A 21467-nucleotide genomic window follows, 5' to 3' on the forward strand; every position below is an offset into this window, starting at 1 on the left:
CCGCCGCCCGGTCACCTCCGGCCGCCCGCCGTCCGGGCCGCCGGTCCACACGACGGGAGACTCCGATGACCGCCTACCGCAACGGCGAGGTCTCACACTGGATGTGGGCGTCCGGCCCTCCGGCCGCGCCGCCCGCCGAACCCTCCGGATCGCCCTCCGCGCCGACCCCCGACCGAAGGTCCGCCCCGCTCCCCGAGGAGCGGCAGGACCTCGTGATCGTCGGCGGCGGCCTGACCGGACTGTGGGCCGCCCACCAGGCCGTCGTCGAGGACCCCGGCCGGTCCGTCACCGTGCTGGAGGCCGAGCACGTCGGCTACGGCGCCTCCGGGCGCAACGGCGGCTGGATGTCCACGCTGCTGCCCGGCAACCGCGCCGTCTACGCCCGGGCCGCCCGCGCCCGCGGCCTCGACGGCGTCGCCGAGGTCAGCGCCTTCCAGCGCGAGATGAACGCGACGATCGACGACACCCTGCGCGTCCTGGCCGAGGAGGGGGTCGACGCCGACCAGCACCAGGGCGGCCACCTCCAGATCGCCACCACCCCCGCCGCGCTGAAGCGGCTGGAGCGGGCGCACGCCGCGAACCTCGCCCACGGCTACCACGCATCCGAACTCGACCTCCTCGACGCCGGCCAGGTCGCCGAGCGCGTGGCGGTCGCCCCGGCCCTGGGCGGGCTGCACTACCGGCCCACCGCCCGGGTCGACCCGGCCAAGCTCACCCGGGGCCTGGCGCGTGCCGTGGAGCGCCGGGGCGTGCGGATCCTCGAAGGCACCCGCGTCACGCGCGTCGGGGCCGGCCGGGTCACGACCACCCGCGGCGACGTGCGCGCCGCCACGGTCCTGTGCTGCCTGGAGGCCTACTCCGGACAGGTCGAGGGCGACGTGCCCGGCCTGGGCCGGCGCGAGGCCATCCCCGTCAACTCCTCGATGATCGTCACCGACCCGCTCCCGGACGCGGTCTGGGAACGGATCGGCTGGGACGGCCGCGAATGCCTGAGCGACGCGGCGCACACCTTCGTCTACGCCCAGCGCACCGAGGACGGCCGCATCGCGATCGGCGGGCGCGGCACGCCCTACGCCTACGCCTCGGGCACCCCCGGCCCGGGCATGGTCGACGCCCGCACCGTGCGCACGCTGCACGACCGGCTCAGGCACTTCTTCCCCGGCACGGACCTCACCGTCGAGCACGCCTGGCGCGGCGCGATCGGCGTGACCCGGGACTGGTGCGCCGGGGTGTTCTTCGACCCCTCGACCCGCGTCGGCGTCGTGCGCGGGTTCGCCGGCCACGGCGTGACCGCGACCCGCCTGGCGGCGCGGACCCTCCTGGACCGTGCGGCCGAACGCGACACCCCGCTCACCCGGTTGCCCTGGAACGACCACGACTCCGGCCGATGGGAGCCCGAACCGATCCGCTGGGTCGGTGTGCACGCCATGTACCGGCTCTTCGGGGTCGCCGACCGCTGGGAGGAGAGCAGGCACTCCCAGGAGACCTCCCTCATCGCCCGCTTCGGATCCAGGTTGGCGGGGCTGCGCGAATGACCTCGACCCCTCAGGAGACCCCGCCCCCGCACGGACCGGCGAGCGGCGCCGGGCCGGCGCAGAACGAACCCGGCTTCCACTGCGGCTTCGGCCCCGCGGCGATCGGGATGGGCCGCCTCGACGGTCACGCGGGAGGAGCGCCGACGGGTGTTCGCGTGCGTGACGCTAGGCTCACCCGGTGGACGAGATCGTGGTGGTACGTGAGGGTTCCGGGCCGGGGGTGCTGCTCGTGCACGGCGGAGCCGGTCCGCGCACGACGTGGGGCGCCCTGGCCCCGCTGGCCGACCGGTGGACGCTGGCCTCCGTCCACCGCCGCGGCTACCCGCCGAGTCCGCCACCGCGGGAGCGCCAGGACTTCGAGCAGGACGCGCGGGACGTGGCACCGCTGCTCGCGGGCCGTCCGCACGTGGTCGCCCATTCCTACGGTGCTCTCGGGGTGCTGATCGCCTCCGCCGCCGAGCCCGGTGGTGTGCGTTCGCTGACCCTGATCGAGCCGCCGCTCCACCACCTCGTCCCCGACGATCCGGAGGTGGCGCGGCTGGAGCGTCTCGGCGACGCCGTCCTCGCCCGGGGGATGGCCGCGGACCCGGCCGAGCTGCGCGCGTTCCTGCGCCTCGTGGGCGCTCCCCTCGGTGAGGGCCCGATCCCCGAAGCCGTGGTCGCGGGCGTCCGGCGGGCGCACGGGAGTCGGCCGACCGGGCAGGCCCGTCCGCGCCTCGACGCCATCCGTGCCGCCGGTGTCCCGGTGCTGGTCGCCTCCGGAGGCCACGCGGCGGCGTTCGAGCGGATCTGCGACGCGCTCGCGACCGCGCTCGGCGGTGAGCGCTGCGTGTATCCGGGTGCCGGCCACTTCGTCGCCGCGGCCCCGGGCTTCGCCGACCGGCTCGACGCCTTCTGGTCCCGGAACCCCCCGTGAGGGCCGGGAACGGGAAGACGCCCGTGGCCGGAGGGGGATCTCCGGCCACGGGCTCCGGGGGTGGGTCCCCGGGTCAGGTCCCGTCGGTGGGGCGCCGGGTGTGCGGCGCGATCGGGGTGTCCTTCGGCCGCCGGCCGATCTTCGAGCCCAACCACACCAGGGGGTCGTACTTGCGGTCGGCCACCCGCTCCTTGAGCGGGATGAGGGCGTTGTCGGTGATGTGGATGTTCTCCGGGCACACCTCAGTGCAGCACTTGGTGATGTTGCAGTAGCCCATGCCGAACTCCTCGTCGGCGATCCGGCGCCGGTCCGCGGTGTCCTCGGGGTGCATCTCCAGCTCCGCCACCCGCATCAGGAACCGGGGGCCGGAGAAGTGCTCCTTGTTCTCCTCGTGGTCGCGGATGACGTGGCAGACGTTGTTGCACAGGAAGCACTCGATGCACTTGCGGAACTCCTGCGAGCGCTCGACGTCCACCTGCTGCATCCGGAAGTCCCCGGGCGAGGTCGCCGGGTCCGGCGTGAACGAGGGGATCTCCCGCGCCTTCTGGTAGTTGTACGACACGTCGCACACCAGGTCCCGGATGACCGGGAAGGTGCGCATCGGTGTCACCGTCACCACCTCGTCGTCCTCGAAGACGCTCATCCGCGTCATGCACGACAGCCGGGGCCGGCCGTTGATCTCGACCGAGCACGACCCGCACTTGCCCGCCTTGCAGTTCCACCGCACGGCGAGGTCGGGGGTCTGGGTGGCCTGGAGCCGGTGCAGGATGTCCAGGACGACCTCGCCCTCGTTGACCTCCACCTCGTACTCGGTCAGGGTGCCTTCGTCCGCGCCCCGCCACACCCGGAACGTCCGCTTGCTCATGACCGGTCCTCCTCGGTCGATCCGTCCGTGTCGCCCGTGCCGTTCCTGTCGTCCGCCCCGTCGGTTCCGTCCGCCCCCTCAACCCCGTCGGGCCCGCCCGGCCTGCCCGAGGCGACCCGCTCGCTCGTGCCGCCCGCCTCCTCCGCGGTGTCCACGGTCCCGGTCGAGGCCGCGGCCGTACCGGGGCCCTCGCCCGGCACCTCGCCGGGGCCCTCACCGCCCACGGCACCGGGCTCGGCGTCCGCGGACGCGGGGGCCGTTCCGCCCGGCTCCCGGGCGGCCTCGGCGGCGACCTCCTGGGGCAGCTCCTCCTTGGTGAGGTACTTGGCCAGCTCGTCGTTGCCGAACCCGGACAGCAGCCCGGCCGGGATGTCGGCGACCGGGCGCCGCGACAGTTCGACGTCGCCGTCCCGCCCGACCCGGACCTCAAGGTTCACCCGCCGCCACTCCGGCGACATGTCCGGATGGTCGTCGCGGGTGTGGCCCCCGCGCGACTCGGTGCGCTCCAGCGCCGCCCGGGTGATCGCCCGGGACACCAGGAGCATGTTGGGCAGGGCCAGGGCCAGGTGCCAGCCCGGGTTGTACACGCGCTCGCCGGGCGCGCTCAGCAGCCGGGCGCGCTGCACCATCTCGTCGAGCCGGGACAGCGCCCGCTCCATCTCGCCCTCGCGCCGGATGATGCCGACCAGGTCGTTCATCGTGTCCTGGAGCTCGCCGTGCAGGGTGTACGGGTTCTCGCCGTCGCCCTGCTTGAGCAGGGCCAGCGCCGCCGAGACCGCCCGGGACGCGGCCTCGTCCAGCACCTCGCCCGGCGCCCGCGCGTCCAGCCCGTCGACGTAGGCGGCGGCGCCCAGACCGGCGCGGCGGCCGAACACCAACAGGTCCGACAGCGAGTTGCCGCCGAGCCGGTTGGACCCGTGCATGCCGCCCGCCACCTCGCCGGCGGCGAACAGCCCGGGCACGTCCGAGGCGGCGGTGTCGGCGTCCACCCGCACCCCGCCCATCACGTAGTGGCAGGTCGGGCCCACCTCCATCGGCTCCGCGGTGATGTCCACGTCCGCCAGCTCCTTGAACTGGTGGTGCATGGACGGCAGCCGCCGCCGGATCTCCTCGGCGGGCATGCGCGTGGACACGTCCAGGAACACCCCGCCGTGCGGCGACCCCCGACCGGCCTTGACCTCGGAGTTGATCGCCCTGGCCACCTCGTCGCGGGGGAGCAGCTCCGGCGGCCTGCGGTGCCCCGACGGGTCGGTGTACCAGCCGTCGGCCTCCTCCTCCGACTCCGCGTACTGCGCGCGGAACACGTCCGGCACGTAGTCGAACATGAAGCGGCGCCCCTCGGAGTTGCGCAGGACGCCGCCGTCCCCGCGCACCGACTCCGTGACGAGGATGCCCTTGACCGACGGCGGCCAGACCATGCCCGTGGGGTGGAACTGCACGAACTCCATGTTGATCAGGCCCGCCCCGGCCCGCAGCGCCAACGCGTGGCCGTCGCCCGTGTACTCCCACGAGTTGGACGTGGTCCGGAACGCCTTGCCGATGCCGCCGGTGGCCAGGACGACCGCCGGTGCCTCGAACAGCACGAACCCGCCGTCGGCCCGGCGGTAGCCGAACGCCCCGGCCACCGCTCCGGAGGCGTCGGTGACCAGTTCGGTGACCGCGGTCTCGGCGAAGACCCGCAGCATCGCGTCGGGGTCGCCCGTCTCGGCGGCGTCGGCCTGCTGGAGGGCCACGATCCGCTGTTGCAGCGTGCGGATCATCTCCAGGCCGGTCCGGTCGCCCACGTGGGCGAGCCGGGGGTACTCGTGGCCGCCGAAGTTGCGCTGGCTGATCCGCCCGTCGGGGGTGCGGTCGAACAGCGCCCCCCAGTACTCCAGCTCCAGGATGCGCTCGGGAGCCTCACGGGCGTGCAGTTCGGCCATCCGCGGGTCGTTGAGGAACTTGCCGCCGCGGATGGTGTCGCGAAAGTGCACGGTCCAGGTGTCGTCGGCGTTGGCGTTGCCCAGCGCGGCCGCCGCGCCGCCCTCGGCCATGACCGTGTGCGCCTTGCCGAACAGCGACTTCGAGATGACGGCCGTCCGCTTTCCCTGCTCGCGGGCGGCGATGGCGGCGCGGAGCCCGGCTCCGCCCGCCCCGATCACCACGACGTCGTAGGAGTAGCGGGTGATGTCCGGTTCCGTGGTGGGGGGCATGTCTGGCTGGTGTCCTTCCCCGGTGCTCAGTTGAGGATCCTCAGGTCGGTGATGGTGCCGCTGGCGACCAGCGCGATGTAGGCGTCGGTGGTCATCAGGGAGGCGATGCTCAACCACCCGAACCACATGTGCCGGTTGTTGAGCACCGACAGCCGCGACCACAGCCAGTACCGGACGGGGTGGCGGCCGAAGCTGCGCAGGCGTCCGCCGAAGACGTGGCGGCAGGAGTGGCAGCTCAGCGTGTAGCCCCACAGGAGCACCACGTTGGCCAGCATGACGAGGTTGCCGACCCCGATCCCGAACCCGCCGTCGGTGCCGTGGAAGTAGGCGACGGCCATGTCCCAGGTGTTGATCACCGTGATGACGAAGGCCGCGTAGAAGAAGTACCGGTGGCCGTTCTGCGGCAGCATCAGCGGACGGGTCTCGCCGGTGTAGGACCGGTGCGGCTCGCGCACGGCGCACGCGGTGGGCGCCTGCCAGATCGAGCGGTAGTAGGCCTTGCGGTAGTAGTAGCAGGTCACCCGGAACAGCAGCAGGATCGGCAGGCTGAGGAAGGCGTAGGGCAGGAAGAACGGGAACTCGAACGGGAGCCGTCCGAAGAGCGCCGCGTCCGGTGCGCACTGCTGCGCCAGGCACGGTGAGTAGAACGGGGTCAGGTAGTGGTGCTCCTGGACCCAGTAGTGGTCCTGCTGGAAGACCCGCACCGCGCCGTAGACGAGGAAGGTGGCCAGCCCCAGGGTCGTGAGAAGGGGGCCGAGCCACCACTGGTCCGTGCGCAGTGTGCGTTGGGGGATGCGCACCCGGCCGCCGCCGGGGCGCGTGCTGTCAGTCGAGGTCACCGTGGTCTCCACCTCCTGTGGAGAGGCCTCGGCCAGGGCGGGCGGGACGCGGGACCGCTGCTGGTGGCCGTGGCTGCTCTCCGCGTGTGCTGGACGGCTGAGGGAGAAGCAGAAGCGAACCGGTCTGCAACGCAACGCTAGGGCGTTGTGATCACGGTCACGTCCCGTTGGAGGGGGAACGGGAGAGATATGAATGTGAAATAGGCCACTCTTGCACGTTTATTTGTCCGTGTGCGTCGGCTTCTATGGCGGTATTTCACCATTTGCGTGTTTTGTGGCTGTGGGAGGTGAATGGTAATGGATGTGGCCGTTGGGGACCGGCCCGCCGCACCGCCGCGCCTCAGCGCTCCTCGCCTTAGTGCTCGTCCGTGCCGGGGACGTCGCGCTCGCCGGAGGGGCCGTCGCCGTCGCGCGTCTCGGCGCTGGTGATCAGCACCTCCAGGTCCGGGCCCAGCTGCTCCGGCGTCAGGCCCAGCAGGTACTCGTAGAGGTGGCGCTGGAACGCCTCGGCCGAGTGCGAGGGCACCACGTCCTTGCGCCGCGCCAGCGCGACCGTCCTGAGCAGGCGCGGGCGCGCCAGCGGGGTGCCGCGCAGCCCGTAGCGGTTCTTCAGCACCATGCTGGGGACCACGGCCAGCCCCAGCCCGGCCTCCACGAACCGCAGCACCGCGTCCATCTCCCCGCCCTCCACGGCCAGCAGCGGCTCGAAGCCCGACGCCCGGCACGCGCGCAGCGTCGCCTCGCGCACGTCGTAGCCGCGGCGGAACATCACCAGCGGGCGCCCCTCCAGCTCCGTGATGCGCATCGACGCCCGGCCGTTGGGGGAGGGCTGGGACTTGGGACTGGCCACCACCAGGTTCTCCCGCAGGATCGGCGTCGTGGAGAAGTCCGGGTCGCTGCTCTGCAGGGGCAGGATGATCAGGGCCAGGTCCAGCTCACCGCGTCCCAGGTCGCGGACGAGGTCGCGCGAACCGCTCTCCTCCACCTGGAGTTCGATGCCGGGGAAGCGGGTATGGAAGTCCGAGAGCACGTCGGCCAGCAGCCCCGCGCACAGCGACGGGGTCGCGCCCAGGCGGACACGGCCCCGGCGCACACCGGCCAGCTCCGCCACCTCGCGGCGGGCGGTCTCCAGGTCGGTGAGCATGCGCTGGGCCAGCGGCAACAGCGCCTCGCCCGCCGGCGTGAGTGTGATATTCCCCCGGGCACGACTGAATAACGGCGCGCCCAACTCGCGCTCAAGGCTGCGGATCTGTTTGCTCAAGCTCGGCTGGGCGACGCGCGAAAGCTCGGCTGCGCGGGTGAAATGGCGTGTGCGGGCCACAGCGACGAAGTAGGCGAGCTGCTGGAACTGCATGCTTCATAGCCTACGGCTATGGACACCAGGGTCCTGATGACTTGGACGTCGGACTTAACTCAAATTTAAAGTGGCAGACTGTGGCGAACAGTACCTTGACCAAGAAGCGGTCTACGGCCTACGGGTCCACGGTGGCGCTCAAGTCAGCAATGGCGGTCACCGGGGCGATCCTTGTGCTGTATTTGATCGCGCACATGTACGGCAACCTGAAGATCTTCTCCGGGCAGGAGGCCTTCGACGGCTACGCGCACTCGCTGCGCGAACTCGGATACCCGCTCCTCCCCGAGGGCGGATTCCTGTGGATCTTCCGTCTCGTCCTCCTGGCGAGCGTCCTGATCCACATCTACGCCGCGGTGACGCTGTGGGGCCGCGCCCGCAGGGCACGTCCCGCGTCCGAGCGCTACCAGGTGAAGAAGCGGGTGCAGCGCACCTACGCTTCCTACACCATGCGCTGGGGCGGCGTGCTCGTCGCGCTCTTCGTGATCTTCCACATCCTGCACCTGACGACGAACAACATCGCGCCGGGCGGTGCCTCCGACAGTCCCTACGAGCGGCTCGTCAACGGCTTCCAGCCCGAGTTCTGGTACGTGACGCTGTTCTACGTGGCGTCCGTCATCGCGGTGGGCTTCCACCTGCGGCACGGCATCTGGAGTGGCCTGGCCACCCTCGGTGTCAACAAGGCCGGCCGGCAGGGGCTGCTCAACGCGATCGCCGTGGGCATCTCGCTGATCGTGACGGTCGGCTTCCTGCTGCCGCCCCTGGCGGTCACCTTTGGACTGGTGAGTTAATTGTCTGACAACGATCTCTACATCGAGGGCGCCCCGATCCGGGACGAGAAGGCCCCCGAGGGGCCGATCAACGAGCGCTGGGACAAGCGCCGCTTCTCTGCCAAGCTGGTCAACCCCGCGAACCGGCGCAAGCTCTCCGTGATCATCGTCGGTACCGGCCTCGCCGGTGCCTCCGCCGCCGCCACCATGGGCGAAGCGGGCTACAACGTCACGTCGTTCTGCTACCAGGACAGCCCGCGGCGCGCGCACAGCATCGCGGCCCAGGGCGGCATCAACGCGGCGAAGAACTACCGCAACGACGGCGACAGCATCTACCGGCTGTTCTACGACACGGTCAAGGGCGGTGACTTCCGCTCCCGCGAGTCGAACGTCTACCGCCTGGCCCAGACCAGTGTCGAGATCATCGACCAGTGCGTGGCCCAGGGCGTGCCGTTCGCCCGTGAGTACGGCGGTCTGCTCGACAACCGCTCCTTCGGCGGCGTGCAGGTCTCCCGTACCTTCTACGCGCGCGGCCAGACGGGCCAGCAGCTGCTCATCGGCGCGTACCAGGCGCTGGAGCGCCAGGTCGCCGCGGGCACCGTCAAGATGAACACCCGCCACGAGATGCTCGAGGTCATCGTGGTGGACGGCAAGGCGCGCGGCATCATCGCCCGCGACATGGTCACCGGCGAGATCGAGACGCACTTCGCCGACGCGGTCGTCCTGGCGACCGGCGGCTACGGCAACGTGTTCTACCTGTCGACCAACGCGATGGGCTGCAACGTCACCGCCGCCTGGCGCGCGCACCGCAAGGGCGCGCTCTTCGCCAACCCCTGCTACACGCAGATCCACCCGACCTGCATCCCGGTCAGCGGCGAGTACCAGTCCAAGCTCACCCTGATGAGCGAGTCGCTGCGCAACGACGGCCGCATCTGGGTGCCGAAGAAGGGCGGGGACGACCGCGACCCGCGGCAGATCCCCGAGGCCGAGCGCGACTACTACCTGGAGCGCATCTACCCGGCCTTCGGCAACCTGGTGCCGCGCGACATCGCCTCCCGCGCCGCCAAGAACGTGTGCGACGAGGGCCGCGGCGTCGGCCCCGGCGGTCTGGGCGTCTACCTGGACTTCGCCGACGCGATCGAGCGCATGGGGCGGAGTGCCGTCGAGGCCAAGTACGGCAACCTGTTCGACATGTACCAGCGCATCACCGGCGAGAACCCGTACGAGGTTCCGATGCGCATCTACCCGGCCGTGCACTACACCATGGGCGGGCTGTGGGTCGACTACGACCTGCAGAGCTCCATCCCGGGCCTGTTCGTGACCGGAGAGGCCAACTTCTCCGACCACGGCGCCAACCGCCTGGGCGCCAGCGCGCTGATGCAGGGTCTGGCGGACGGCTACTTCGTCCTGCCGAACACCATCAACGACTACCTGGCGGCCGGTCCGTTCGAGGCGATCGACGAGCAGCACCCCGAGGCCGTCGCGGCCAAGGAACAGGTCACCTCGCGCATCGACAAGCTGCTCTCCATCCAGGGCTCCCGCACGGTCGACTCCTTCCACAAGGAGCTCGGCCACATCATGTGGGAGTACTGCGGCATGGAGCGCAGCGAGGAGGGCCTGTCCAAGGCCATCGAGCTCATCCGCGCGCTCAAGGCGGAGTTCTGGCGCGACGTCAAGGTGCTCGGTGAGAACGAGGAGCTCAACCAGGCCCTGGAGAAGGCCGGCCGGGTGGCCGACTTCCTGGAGCTCGGTGAGCTGATGTGCATCGACGCCCTGCACCGCCGCGAGTCCTGCGGCGGTCACTTCCGCGCCGAGAGCCAGACCGAGGACGGCGAGGCCCTGCGTCACGACGACGAGTTCGCCTACGTCGCGGCCTGGGAGTTCGGTGGCGAGGACAGCAAGCCCGTACTCCACAAGGAAGACCTGGAGTACGAGTACGTCGAGATGAAGCAGCGGAGCTACAAGTGAACATCACCCTGCGCGTGTGGCGCCAGAAGGGCCGTGACGACGAAGGCCGGATGGTCACCTACAAGCTCACGGACGTCTCGCCGGACATGTCCTTCCTGGAGATGCTCGACGTTCTCAACGAGAAGCTCACGTTGGAGAACGAGGACCCGGTCGCGTTCGACCACGACTGCCGCGAGGGCATCTGCGGTGCCTGTGGCGTCGTGATCGACGGCGAGGCGCACGGCCCGGAGGTCACCACCACCTGCCAGCTGCACATGCGCAGCTTCAAGGACGGCGACACCATCACCGTGGAGCCGTGGCGGGCCAAGGCCTTCCCGGTCATCAAGGACCTGGTCGTGGACCGGGGCGCGTTCGACCGCATCATCCAGGCGGGCGGCTACATCAGCGCCCCGACGGGTACCGCCCCGGACGCCCACGCCAACCCGATCCCGAAGCCGGACGCCGACCGCGCGTTCGACGCCGCGACCTGCATCGGCTGCGGCGCCTGCGTGGCGGCCTGCCCGAACGCGTCCGGCATGCTGTTCACCGCCGCGAAGGTCACCCACCTCGGCATGGTCCCGCAGGGCCAGCCGGAGCGGGCCTCGCGCGTGGTGAAGATGATCAACCAGCACGACGAGGAGGACTTCGGCGGCTGCACCAACATCGGTGAGTGCGCCGCGGTCTGCCCGAAGGGCATCCCGCTGGACACGATCTCCCAGCTCAACCGCGACCTGCTGGGCTCGCTCAGCAAGGGCGTCGGCTAGCCGTCGCCCGTCGCCCATCGGGCGATGACCGGGGGTGGGCCGCCACCCCCGGTCGCACCGGGGCCGTCCTCCTTCGGGAGGGCGGCCCCGCTCGTTCCTGGACTACTGATCGGCCTCGGCGAGCTTCCGGAGACGATCGGCGATGTCAGGAACGTCTTCGAGTTCGCCGGTCGTGACCGCGATGACCAGGTCGTAGGCCGATGTGGTGTCGACAGGGGGGAAACACTGCCTGTTGTACCGGAGGAAGACCTTGGCGGCCAGCCAGGCCAGCCTCTTGTTCCCGTCGGACAGCGGATGGCCGATGAGAATGGACTGCATCAGAGCCGCTGCCTTCTCCCACAGGCCCGGGTAGGCGTCTTCGCCGAACGCCGAGGTCTGCGGTCGGAGGACGGCCGCATGGAGCTGCCCGGGATCACGGAGCGTGACGGAAGGAGGAAGAAGGTCCTGAATGAGTGCGAGGAGATCTTGCCTGGTGAGGAAGATCGGATCGTCGTCGCTCACTCCGCCAGCCTGGCCAGCAGTTCGGCGTCTTCTTGGGCGATCTCCCGGGCCAGCTTGCGTACCTGCGCCGTCTGTCGACGCGCGAGATAGTCGGCGATCGCCGTGACTGCCTCGGCGTTCGTGCTGTTGCCGTCCTCTTCCGCCGCAGCCTTCAACCGGGTGTGGATGTCGTCGGGTAGACGCAGGTGCATGTTCATATCTCGCATGGTATCAAGAAGTGGTATCACTGCATGGGTGTTTCCGGACGGGCGATCCTCTCGATGCGGGCGCGCGACGCGGCCAGGGCGGCCGGGCGTCCGTGGCCGAAGTGGAGTCGGTGGGGCCCCTCGTCGAGCAGGCGGCGCACGCCGTCACGCAACCGCGACGTGTCCTGGGCGAGGAAGGGAAGGCCCGGCCGGTCGCGGCGCACCATGCTCCCGGCCAGCAGGTCCCCGACCAGGGCGTCGCCGCTCTCCCGGTGCAGCAGGGTGACCGACCCGGGAGTGTGCCCCGGCGTGTGCAGCACGTCGAGCGGGACCCCGTAGCGGTCGAGGGCCGTCCCGTCGGTCAGCACCAGGTCCGGCGTGAAGGCGGGGAAGCGGGTGTCCAGTGTGCGGGCGAGCAGCCGCCCGAACGTGTTGAGGGGCTTGTAGAGCACGCTGATCCCCGACTCCGCCCAGTGCGCCTCCGCCTCGTGGACCGCCACCGGGACCCCGAGTTCGCGACCGATCCGGGCCGCGCCGCCCGCGTGGTCGGGGTGGCAGTGCGTCAGGACGATGAGTGAGACCGAGCCCGGGTCCACCCCGGCGCGGGTCAGGCGGCGGAGCAACCGCCTCTCCCCACCCGCGAATCCGGTGTCCACCAGGACGGTGCGTTCGCCGCGCACCGCGTAGGCGGTGGAGGCGCCGAGCGGGAGCGGGACGACCGGGGACCTCATCGGACCTCCCCGAGGCCCGCGAGCGGGGCCAGGGCCGCCGGCAGCCCTGCGGGCGGGCCGGCGTAGGCGACGTGCCGGTCGGGGCGGACCAGGTAGGCGGCGCCGTACAGCCGGGCCGCCTCCCGTCCCCGGTCCAGGGCGGTCGGGACGGCGGTGTCGGCGGACGCGGCCCGGGCCCAGTCGGGCGTGATCAGGCGGACCGCGACGGAGTCGGGCACGGTCAGCCTCTCGGCCTGGGTCGCGTCGGTGAGCAGGACCGTGTGGCGGTCGGACGGCAGGAACTCGTGCAGGCGCCGGGCGCGGTTCGCGTGTCCGTCGAAGAACGCCAGGTCCGGCAGCCGGTCGCCGCCCGCCAGGCCGCGCACGCGTCCGCCGCTGCCCGGGGCGCGCCGGTAGCCGTGGTCGAGTTGCGAGAACCGCCGGGCCAGTGCCCGCCGGGCCCGTGTCGAGGACCGGAGCACGGTCAGGGCCGCGTCGCGCACGTGCCGGCGCGGGTCGCCGCGCAGCAGCATCATCTGGGCGCCGCGGTGGGTGAAGGCGATGACCTGGGCGGCCACGGGGTGGCGTTCGTCCTGGTAGGTGTCGAGGGCGTCGGCGGCGCCGTGCGCGGCGGCGGCCAGCCGCCACGCCAGGTTCATCGCGTCGCCCACCCCGAGGTTGAGGCCCTGGCCGCCGAAGGGCGTGTGGACGTGTCCGGCGTCCCCGGCCAGGAAGACGCGCCCGTCGCGGTACCGGACGGCCTGCTCGTGCGCGAGGGAGAAGGTCCAGAACTGGTCGGCCGAGCGGATCGTGCCCTCGATGCCGGTGCGGGCCATGGCGTTCTGCGCGTCGCGCAGGTCCGGTTCCACACCCGGGGTGGCGGTGTAGGCCAGCCGGTAGCGGCGCTCGCCCGGGAGCGGGAAGACGCCGAAGATGCCCTCGGTGTCGCCGGAGAAGGTCATCTCGTTGCGGGGCAGCGGCCAGTCGACGTCGGCGTCGCACAGCACCCAGTCGTCGGAGTAGGGCGCGCCCACGCGCTCGATCCCGAGGAGTTCGCGCACGGTGCTGCGGGCTCCGTCGCAGCCGACCAGCCACCGCGCGCGGACAGTGGCCGCCCGGCCGTCGGTGACGACCGTGGCGCGGACCCCGTCGGCGTCCTGTTCCAGGCCTGTGCACTCCGTACCGCGTTCCACCCGCACACCCCGCTCCGCGAGCAGGTCGATGAGCAGGTGCTCGGTCCGGGCCTGCGGGAGGTCGACCATGAACGGATAGGCGGTGTCGGCGAGCGTGCGGAAGTCCACCGCGATGCGGTCGCGGTGGCCGGTCCGCAGGCACAGCACGTCGACGCGCCGGCCCTCGGCCAGAACGGCGTCGGCCAGGCCGAGGTCGCGCAGGTGCTCCAGGGTACGGGCGTGCAGGGCGGCGGACTTCGTCAGTTCCAGGACGCCCGCGTGCCTGTCGATGATCCGGACCGCGACCCCGAGGTGGTGGAGCCGGGCGGCGAGGGCGAGTCCGGTCGGGCCGGCCCCGACGATGAGGACGTCGGTGTCCATGACATCTCCTAAATCGAATGTTCGTTCTTTTTCAGCTTCCATCCGCGTCGGATGTCTGTCAAGACCGAACGTTCGTTCTATGATGAGGACATGCCACGAGTCACCGAGGCCTACCTGGCCGAGCGCCGCGAGCACATCCTCTCCTCGGCCGCCACGTGTTTCGCCCGCGAGGGCTTCCACCGCACGTCCATGCGGGACGTGATCGCCGAGGCGGGTCTGTCCCCGGGGGCCGTCTACCACTACTTCCGGGGCAAGCACGACATCATCGCCGCGATCTCCCTGGACGCGGTCACGGCCGTCGGCGGGGCGGTGCGCGCGTCCGTCGGGCGGGGGCAGTCCCTTCCGGAGCTCGTGGCCGGGCTGCCGACCGCCATCGAGGCGCTGGACCGGGCCGACGACCGGACCCGCCTGGCGGTCCAGGCTTGGGGTGAGGCCCTGCGCGACCCGGCACTGGGTGCGGCCCTGCGCGAGGGGGTCGACGGCGTGCTCGACGCCCTGCGCGAGCGCGTCGACCTCGCTCGGGAGGCGGGGGAGGTCTCCGCGGACGTCGACCCGCACGCGGTGGCCCGCGTGGCGCTCGGCATCGTGCAGGGGTTCATTCTCCAGCGGGCCTGGGACCCCGAGGTCACCGCCGCCGACTACGGTCGCGGCGCGAGCGCGGTGGTCGGCGGCCTGCTCGCCCCCTGAGCCGGCGGCCCCGCGCCACTCCGGGGACTTCTCCAGAGTGCGGTGACCCGGTCCAGGCGGGACAGCCGGCCGTCGACCAGGGACTCCTGGATCTCCAGGTCGGCCCCGGGAGCCGTGCGGCGGACCGCCCTGGCCGCCGTGGCCGCGCTGCGTGAGAGCGCCGTGCGGCTGCTGGGCGCTCAGGCCGCCGAGCCGCGCAGCAGGCAGTAGGTCGACGGGTAGCGCGAGTCGTTGAGCACCCGCACGACCCGGAAGTCGAACCGCTCGTAGTAGCCCAGGTTGGCCGAGTTCATCGTCTCCAGGTACACCGGCACGCCGTCGGCGTCCGCCCGGGCCAGGCCCGCGCGCAGCAGCCGCGAACCCACGCCGGTACCGCGCGCGGCCGGGTCGGTGCCGAGCATGGACAGGTACCAGTGCGGCTCCTCCGGCCTGCTGTGCGCCAGTTCGCCGAGGTAGCGCACCACCTCGGGGACGCGGCGCAGGCCGACCAGGGCGGCCAGGTGGGGGAGCGAGCGCACGAGGAAGGAGGTGCCCCCGGAAGCGCCCGACGGCGGGTCCCACAGCGCCGCCCCGCGGATCACCGGGGCGGCCGACGCGTCCGAGGCCGTGGTCGCGCCCTCCCGGGCGTCGACCACCGAGGCGTCGGCGCGGGGGACGTGGCCGAACCCGGCGACGATGGCGCTGAACCTGACCGTGCGGGCCATGCGCGTGTCATCGTCGGGGAAGAGCCACCGGGGGAGCGGATCGTTGGCGAAGGCGCGGCCGAGCACCCGTGCCACGCCCGGCACGTCGTTCATGGTCGCGGTGCGGACGGCCTCGGCCGTCGACGTGGGGGGCATACGCGATGCCTCTTCCGTCCATGGGCTGCTGGGTCATCGCTCATGGTAGATCACGGAATCATCACGAGAGGCCGGATTTCCCGAATCCGTCCGGTCCGGGAGGGCGGGTATCCGCGGAACACGCCCGGGACGGGGCCGCGTCAGACGGGGTCGCGGCGCAGGAACGTCGTGGTGCCCACGCCCGGGTGCTCGACCTCCCGCACCACGTCGAACCCGAAGCGCTCGTAGAAGCCCACGCACTTGTCGTCGAGCGTCTGGGTGAAGACCGGTAGGGACTCGGAGTCCGCCCGGTCCAGCTCGGCGGTCAGCAGACCACCCGCGATGCCCTGTCCCTCGACCGCCGGGTCCACCCCGAGCGCGGCCAGGTACAGGTGGGGCTCCTGGGGTGCGGCGAGCTTCCACTCGGCGAACAGACGCACGAACGGGCCAAGGTTCGCACGACCGACCAGGGACACCCAGTGCGGCCACGTGCGCAGCGCCACCAGCCGGCCCTCGGGGTTGCTGTGCGGAGGCGCCCACAGCGCCGCCGCGCGGATGGTGGGGGCGTCCTCGGGACCGTCCGACATCGTGGTCACCCGGGTCTCACCCGCGGGCACGTAGCCGAACCCCGAGACCAGGGCGAAGAAGCGGCGCGTGCGGGCCATCCGCAGGTCGTCGTCGGGGATCAGCCACCGCAGCAGCGGGTCGTCGTAGCAGCTCCTGCTCAGGACCCGGGCGACCCCGGGCACGTCGTCCATCGTGGCGAAGCGGGCTGTGGATGTGACGGTCGAACTCATCCGAGCACTCTCTCGTAGGGGGTCTTGCGCACATCGTAGATCACGGCACGGTCACGGAACCGGGGTCGCGGGCGTGGCCCTGGTCATGCCCGCGACGGTTTGCTCGAACACGTGCGCGCGCACCCAGGCGTGCATCGCCACCGCCGCGGCCGCGCCGGCGTTGATGGAGCGGGTCGACCCGAACTGTGCGATGGACAGCACCGCCTCGCAGACCTCGCGCACGCCCTCGGAGAGCCCGGGGCCCTCCTGCCCGAACACCAGGACCGCCTCGCGGGGCAGCGCGTAGGTCTCTAGCGGTACCGCGCCCGGCAGGTTGTCGATCCCGATCAGCGGCAGGCCCGCCTCCTGGGCCCACGCCACGAGCGCGGCGGGGTCGGGGTGGTGGTGGACGTGCTGGTAGCGGTCGGTGACCATGGCGCCCCGCCGGTTCCAGCGGCGCCGCCCCACGATGTGCACGGCCGCGCACCCGAAGGCGTTGGCGGTGCGCACGACGGAGCCGATGTTGAAGTCGTGCTCCCAGTTCTCCACCGCGACGTGGAACGGGTGGCGCACGGTGTCGAGGTCGGCGACGATCGCCTCGCGGCGCCAGTACCGGTAGCGGTCGACGACGTTGCGCCGGTCGCCCTCGGCCAGCAGGACGGGGTCGTAGTGGTCGCCGTCGGGCCAGGGGCCCGTCCACGGGCCCACACCGACCTCACGGGTCTCGCGGGCCTCCTGGGCCTCGTCGTGCTCGTTCATCCGTTCCAGCTTACGTATGCCCCATATCGATCCGCGCCGGTGCTCCGGTGCGCGATGCCGCCCGATGCCGCGGAGATCGCGGAGATCGCGAAGGCCGTCACGGGCCTCCCTCACCCGGCGCGTCGCCGTGCCCGTCGCACCACGAGCAGCCCCGCACGCCACCCGAGCATGGTCGCGGCGAGGAACACGGACGTGACGACGACGAAGCCGAGCGGCGCGTTCTCACCGGTGGCCAGGCGCAGGGCCATGGCGCCCGCCACGGTCACCGCCCACACGAAGACGCCCGTCGGCCAGATCCGGTCAGGCGTGCGCCAGGCCTGGGTGACGACCCACCCCAGCACCATCGCCGCCGCGAACGGCCACGCGGTCCCGGCGATCCCCGCCAGAGCGGTCCCGGTGCCGTGGTCGGTCCGGCCGATCACCACGAAGGCCAGGACACAGAGCAGGTCGGCCGCCAGCGCGAGCGGCACCGCAATCGAACGCATGGGCCCAGGCTAGGCCGCATGCCACAGATTGCCGCACCGGGGCACGCGTCCCGCGGGTTCCGGGCACCGTGACCTGAACCGATCGGCTACCGCGGGTGTCCTATACGGTCGATTGGCACTGATCCCCCGAACAGAACAGGGTCGCACCGTGAGCGCCTCCCCTCCGCCCATGGCTTCCGTGCTGCCCGAGGGCGTGCTGGCCCTCGAACCCGGCGACCCCCGCCACGTCGGCCCGTTCCGGCCGGCGGGCCGGCTGGGCTCCGGCGGCATGGGCGTGGTCTACGCGGCCGTCGACGACCGCGGCCGGCCCGCCGCGGTCAAGCGCGTGCACCGCGTCTTCGCCTCCGACGCCGAGTTCCGCGCCCGGTTCGCTCGTGAGGTCGACCTCGTGGGCCGGGTCCGCGCGGCCTGCGTCCCCCGCTTCCTGGGCGCGGACACGAAGGCGGACGTGCCCTGGCTGGCCACGGAGTACGTGCCCGGTCCCACCCTGGCCGGGTACGTGCGCGAACAGGGGCCGCTCACCGGCGCCGCGCTGACCGCCTTCGCGCTGGGCGTGGCGGAGGCGCTGGCCGCGATCCACGCGCAGGGCGTGGTGCACCGCGACCTCAAACCGGGGAACGTGATCCTGGGGCCGGACGGGCCCAGGGTGCTCGACTTCGGGATCGCCCGCGCGGTGGAGGAGACGGCGCTGACGACGACGGGCGGGCTGGTCGGTACCCCCGGCTGGATCGCTCCGGAGCAGTACCGGGGCGCGGACGCCACGGACCGCTCCGACGTGTTCGTGTGGGCCGGGCTGGTGGCCTTCGCCGCGACCGGCCGCGGCGCGTTCGGCGTGGGGACCTCCGACGTGCTGGCGTCGCGGGTGATCTCCGAGCCGCCGTCGCTGGAGGGTGTGCCCGAGGATCTGCGGGGTGTGCTGGAGCGGGCGCTGGCGAAGGAGCCGGAAGGCCGGCCCTCGGCGGAGGAGCTGCGTGACCAACTGGCGGCGGCCCTCGCGCCCGGAGGGGCCGCGCGGGGCGGTGTGCCGGGGGTGCTGGAGGCGGTCTGGCCCGGGGTGGCCGCGATCCGTGACACGCACCGGGAGTGGGCCGCGCTCGCCGCACCGCGGAAGCCGTGGGCGGTTCGGCGCCGCCGCCCGCTGGCGGCGGTCGGCGGTGTGCTCTCTCTCGCCCTGGTGGCGGGGACCGGAGCGGCCGTCCTGCTGCGCGGCGAGGAGTCGCAGGGTGGATCCGGCGGTACCGGCGGCGAGGGCGGGACCGGGCAGGTCGTGGACGGAGCCGCCGCGGACGGGGTCCCCGAGGAGTACGCCGAGCTCTACGAGACCGGCGAGGTCGGGGTCGCTCCGGCCGGGGCCGACGACGGACTGGCCGTGGTGCGCACGATCGCTCCGGCGACGGGCGTGGCGGGGGAGGAGGACCTGGACCAGCTCCGGCTCACCTTCCTCGACGCCCAGGAGACCGGTAGTGAGGCGAACGCGATGGAGCTCACGGTCCGGGCGGAGTACCTGCCCGACTTCGGCACACTGCGCCTGCACAGCAGCGACTTCGCCTTCGTGACGGTGCCCGGATCCCCGCAGACCGCCGATCTGCAGCGCCCCAACAGCGCGGGCGTGCTCGCCACCCTCGGCCCGCAGGAGCCCGTCGCCGAATTCGAGGTGACCTTCTTCGAGCCCGACCGGAACGCCGCGGAGAACTCCTCGGTGACCCGGGGAGTCGCCTTCTACCTCCCGCAGGAGGCGGTGCCCGACGACGGTCCGCCCGTCCCCGAAGGATTCGGCGGCGTCTGCTCCGAGAGCAGCGGCGAGGGGGTGGGACGGCAGCGTCCCCAGTTCCGACTGAGCGCCTACGACCCCGTCGCCGCCGGCGGAGTCCCCGTGGCCGGTTGCGACTTCACGATCACCGGCCAGTGAACACCCGTCAGGAGAGGATCCAGGTGACCCCCACACGCCCCCCGTTCGACAGAGACCACCTGCCGCCGGGCATCGACCCGCCGGGCCGGGAGGACCCCGCGTCGTTGGGCCGCTACAGCGTCGTCGGCCGGATCGGCGCGGGCGGTATGGGCGCGGTCTACGCGGGGGTGGACGAGGCGGGCGGCTGCGCCGCGGTCAAGGTGATCCACCCGCAGTTCGCCGCCGACCCCGAGTTCCTGGCCCGCTTCGCCCGGGAGGTGGACCTGGTCTCCCGGGTCCGGGGGACCTGCACGGCGGCCTTCTACGACGCCGACGTGAGTGCGGGAACCCCGTGGCTGGCCACCGAGTACGTGCGGGGCCTGCCGCTGCGCGGCCACGTGCGCGCGAACGGCGTCCTCACCGGCGGCGTGCTCCTCGCGCTGGCGGTCGGTCTGGCGGAGGGGCTGTCCGCCATCCACGCGGCCGGTGTGGTGCACCGCGACCTCAAGCCCGGCAACGTCATCATGTCGCCGACCGGCCCCAAGGTGCTGGACTTCGGCATCGCGCGCACGGTCGACGGCACGGCCCTGACCAGGACGGGCGGGCTGGTCGGCACGCCCGGCTGGGCGGCGCCGGAGCTGTTCGAGGGCGTCGAGGCCACGGACCGCTCGGACATGTTCGCCTGGGGCGGCATGGTCGCCTTCGCCGCCACCGGCCGCAACCCCTTCGGCACCGGAGCCGCCGATGCGCTCGTGCACCGCACCCGCCGGGAGGAACCCGACCTGGACGGCGTGCCGCCGGAGCTGCTGGACCTGGTGCGCCGCGCGATGGACAAGGACCCGGCCCGGCGGCCCACCGCCGACCAGGCCCTCGACGAACTCACCTCGCGGTGGAGCGCGACGCGTGTCCAGAGGGCGCCGCACGCCCAGCCCTCCCCGCCGGCGCCGGTTCCACCCACACAGATCGTGCCCGAGCTGCTCGCGACCGAGTGGCGCGGGATCTCGGCCCCCGAACCCCGCCGGGTGCGCCGGACCCGCAGGGGGCCGGTCGTGGCGGTCGCCGCCACGGCCGCCGTCCTGGTCGCCGCCCTGGTGGCGGTCTGGCTGGTCGTGGACCCGTCGATCCCCGGCACGGACGACCCGTCGGCCGCGGGGACGGATGCCGACGGCGCCGCCACGGACGGTTCGGGCAGTGACGAGGTGACGGTGGAGGACGGGCCGGCCCGTGTCGCGCAGGCGCGGCAGCTCGCCCTGGACGCCACCAGCTTCGAGGCCTACACCGGTGCGTCGACCGGCGGCGGCGACGGGTCGGAGACCTACCAGCTCTACTGGTACGAGGAGGACCCGCAACCCGTCTACCTCCAGTCCTCGCCGGGCGGGCCGGGGACATCGCAGGTCATGTACCTCGGCGAGGGGTTGGACGACACGGTCTTCCGGACCATCAGCCGCCTGACCGGAGAGCCGGTGGCGGGCCCGTACTACCGCTACCCCGGCGCGGACCCCGCCATGACCGAGCACGCCTACCGCGACCGGCTGGTGGACGACCTCGACCTGGCGGCGGAGGCCGAGGGCGGGGTCGAGTACCTCGGGACGAGCGAGGTGCCGGTGACCCTCCGGTACCCGCCGGAGGAGATGGGCGGCGCGGAGGCACTGACCGGGATCAACGGGCACCACTACACCGGCACCTACAGCAAGGAGGTGTTCTTCGGCCACGCCGAGAGCGTGGGGATGGTCGATCACACCTTCGACCTGTGGACCGACGAGGAGGGGTACCCCCTGCTGTTCACCGCCTACTTCGAGCCCGACTCCGGCTACGGGCCGCAGCCCTACACGAACACCACGGTCTACCTCGGCTTCAACGAGGACGTGGACATCGAGGTCCCCGACGAGTCCGAGATCCAGCCGGGCCCGCCCGGCTTCTGATCCG

At 72.2% G+C, this 21467-nt stretch carries 20 protein-coding genes; 8 read left to right on the forward strand and 12 right to left on the reverse strand.

Translation table 11 applies throughout. The features are described 5' to 3' along the window. The first annotated feature begins 65 nt into the window (after nucleotides 1–65). Both HNR10_RS20810 and HNR10_RS20815 read left to right on the forward strand, forming a co-directional pair. The gene (locus tag HNR10_RS20810) at nucleotides 66–1535 is read left to right on the forward strand and encodes an NAD(P)/FAD-dependent oxidoreductase (RefSeq protein WP_179826108.1); all 1470 of its coding nucleotides are present in this window, start codon (nucleotides 66–68) and stop codon (nucleotides 1533–1535) included. Between the two features lie 178 nt (nucleotides 1536–1713). Then, entirely contained in the window at nucleotides 1714–2451 is a 738-nt protein-coding gene (locus tag HNR10_RS20815; protein ID WP_179826109.1) for an alpha/beta fold hydrolase, read from the forward strand. Between the two features lie 73 nt (nucleotides 2452–2524). On the opposite strand, the gene HNR10_RS20820 is transcribed toward HNR10_RS20815, so the two are convergent. From HNR10_RS20820 to HNR10_RS20835, 4 genes are all read right to left on the reverse strand, one after another. Continuing rightward, the gene (locus HNR10_RS20820; RefSeq protein ID WP_179826111.1) at nucleotides 2525–3316 is read right to left on the reverse strand and encodes a succinate dehydrogenase/fumarate reductase iron-sulfur subunit; all 792 of its coding nucleotides are present in this window, start codon (nucleotides 3314–3316) and stop codon (nucleotides 2525–2527) included. Beyond that, nucleotides 3313–5508, reverse strand: a complete 2196-nt coding sequence (locus HNR10_RS20825; RefSeq protein ID WP_246406333.1) for a fumarate reductase/succinate dehydrogenase flavoprotein subunit — start codon at nucleotides 5506–5508, stop codon at nucleotides 3313–3315. The genes HNR10_RS20820 and HNR10_RS20825 overlap by 4 nt, the downstream gene beginning before the upstream one ends. A 26-nt stretch (nucleotides 5509–5534) precedes the next feature. Continuing rightward, a complete protein-coding gene (locus tag HNR10_RS20830; RefSeq protein ID WP_179826113.1) occupies nucleotides 5535–6347 on the reverse strand; it encodes a hypothetical protein in 813 nt (270 codons plus the stop codon). Nucleotides 6348–6702: 355 nt separating this feature from the next. Next, nucleotides 6703–7701: a LysR family transcriptional regulator gene (locus HNR10_RS20835; protein WP_179826114.1), complete on the reverse strand. Its 999-nt coding sequence runs from the start codon at nucleotides 7699–7701 to the stop codon at nucleotides 6703–6705. A 131-nt stretch (nucleotides 7702–7832) separates the two neighbouring features. Here HNR10_RS20835 and HNR10_RS20840 point away from each other — a divergent pair, with 131 nt between their 5' ends. The 3 genes from HNR10_RS20840 to HNR10_RS20850 are packed head-to-tail and all read left to right on the forward strand — an operon-like array spanning nucleotide 7833 to nucleotide 11179. Next, nucleotides 7833–8489 (forward strand): succinate dehydrogenase cytochrome b subunit, encoded by a 657-nt coding sequence (locus tag HNR10_RS20840; protein WP_312889511.1) that lies wholly within the window; start codon nucleotides 7833–7835, stop codon nucleotides 8487–8489. Next, entirely contained in the window at nucleotides 8490–10436 is a 1947-nt protein-coding gene (locus tag HNR10_RS20845) for a fumarate reductase/succinate dehydrogenase flavoprotein subunit (protein WP_179826117.1), read from the forward strand. Next, complete coding sequence (locus HNR10_RS20850) at nucleotides 10433–11179, forward strand: succinate dehydrogenase/fumarate reductase iron-sulfur subunit (RefSeq protein WP_053615710.1); 747 nt, start codon at nucleotides 10433–10435, stop codon at nucleotides 11177–11179. The genes HNR10_RS20845 and HNR10_RS20850 overlap by 4 nt, the downstream gene beginning before the upstream one ends. Before the next feature lie 102 nt (nucleotides 11180–11281). Here the strand turns inward: HNR10_RS20850 and HNR10_RS20855 are convergent, their stop codons facing one another. The 4 genes from HNR10_RS20855 to HNR10_RS20870 are packed head-to-tail and all read right to left on the reverse strand — an operon-like array spanning nucleotide 11282 to nucleotide 14128. After that, entirely contained in the window at nucleotides 11282–11680 is a 399-nt protein-coding gene (locus tag HNR10_RS20855; protein ID WP_312889362.1) for a type II toxin-antitoxin system death-on-curing family toxin, read from the reverse strand. Beyond that, complete coding sequence (locus tag HNR10_RS20860; protein ID WP_179826119.1) at nucleotides 11677–11877, reverse strand: toxin-antitoxin system HicB family antitoxin; 201 nt, start codon at nucleotides 11875–11877, stop codon at nucleotides 11677–11679. The genes HNR10_RS20855 and HNR10_RS20860 overlap by 4 nt, the downstream gene beginning before the upstream one ends. Before the next feature lie 26 nt (nucleotides 11878–11903). Continuing rightward, nucleotides 11904–12596: an MBL fold metallo-hydrolase gene (locus tag HNR10_RS20865; RefSeq protein ID WP_179826121.1), complete on the reverse strand. Its 693-nt coding sequence runs from the start codon at nucleotides 12594–12596 to the stop codon at nucleotides 11904–11906. After that, complete coding sequence (locus HNR10_RS20870; protein ID WP_179826123.1) at nucleotides 12593–14128, reverse strand: FAD-dependent monooxygenase; 1536 nt, start codon at nucleotides 14126–14128, stop codon at nucleotides 12593–12595. Before HNR10_RS20870 ends, HNR10_RS20865 begins: the two co-directional genes overlap by 4 nt. A gap of 90 nt (nucleotides 14129–14218) precedes the next feature. On the opposite strand from HNR10_RS20870, the gene HNR10_RS20875 reads away from it, so the two are divergent. Further along, entirely contained in the window at nucleotides 14219–14815 is a 597-nt protein-coding gene (locus HNR10_RS20875; RefSeq protein ID WP_179826125.1) for a TetR/AcrR family transcriptional regulator, read from the forward strand. Nucleotides 14816–14994: 179 nt separating this feature from the next. Here HNR10_RS20875 and HNR10_RS20880 read toward each other — a convergent pair whose 3' ends face one another. The 4 genes from HNR10_RS20880 to HNR10_RS20895 form a co-directional block, all read right to left on the reverse strand. Then, entirely contained in the window at nucleotides 14995–15654 is a 660-nt protein-coding gene (locus tag HNR10_RS20880) for a GNAT family N-acetyltransferase (protein ID WP_179826127.1), read from the reverse strand. Between the two features lie 140 nt (nucleotides 15655–15794). After that, nucleotides 15795–16430: a GNAT family N-acetyltransferase gene (locus tag HNR10_RS20885; protein WP_179826129.1), complete on the reverse strand. Its 636-nt coding sequence runs from the start codon at nucleotides 16428–16430 to the stop codon at nucleotides 15795–15797. 51 nt (nucleotides 16431–16481) lie between these two features. Beyond that, entirely contained in the window at nucleotides 16482–17168 is a 687-nt protein-coding gene (locus tag HNR10_RS20890) for a TrmH family RNA methyltransferase (protein WP_179826131.1), read from the reverse strand. A 110-nt stretch (nucleotides 17169–17278) separates the two neighbouring features. After that, complete coding sequence (locus HNR10_RS20895; protein WP_179826133.1) at nucleotides 17279–17653, reverse strand: DUF3054 domain-containing protein; 375 nt, start codon at nucleotides 17651–17653, stop codon at nucleotides 17279–17281. A 169-nt stretch (nucleotides 17654–17822) separates the two neighbouring features. Here HNR10_RS20895 and HNR10_RS20900 point away from each other — a divergent pair, with 169 nt between their 5' ends. Both HNR10_RS20900 and HNR10_RS20905 read left to right on the forward strand, forming a co-directional pair. Next, the gene (locus HNR10_RS20900; protein ID WP_179826135.1) at nucleotides 17823–19562 is read left to right on the forward strand and encodes a serine/threonine-protein kinase; all 1740 of its coding nucleotides are present in this window, start codon (nucleotides 17823–17825) and stop codon (nucleotides 19560–19562) included. Nucleotides 19563–19585: 23 nt separating this feature from the next. Next, nucleotides 19586–21463, forward strand: a complete 1878-nt coding sequence (locus HNR10_RS20905; protein WP_179826136.1) for a serine/threonine-protein kinase — start codon at nucleotides 19586–19588, stop codon at nucleotides 21461–21463. Nucleotides 21464–21467 lie beyond the last annotated feature (4 nt).

Origin of the sequence: Nocardiopsis aegyptia, assembly GCF_013410755.1 — a bacterium.
Classification (GTDB): Bacteria; Actinomycetota; Actinomycetes; order Streptosporangiales; family Streptosporangiaceae; genus Nocardiopsis; species Nocardiopsis aegyptia.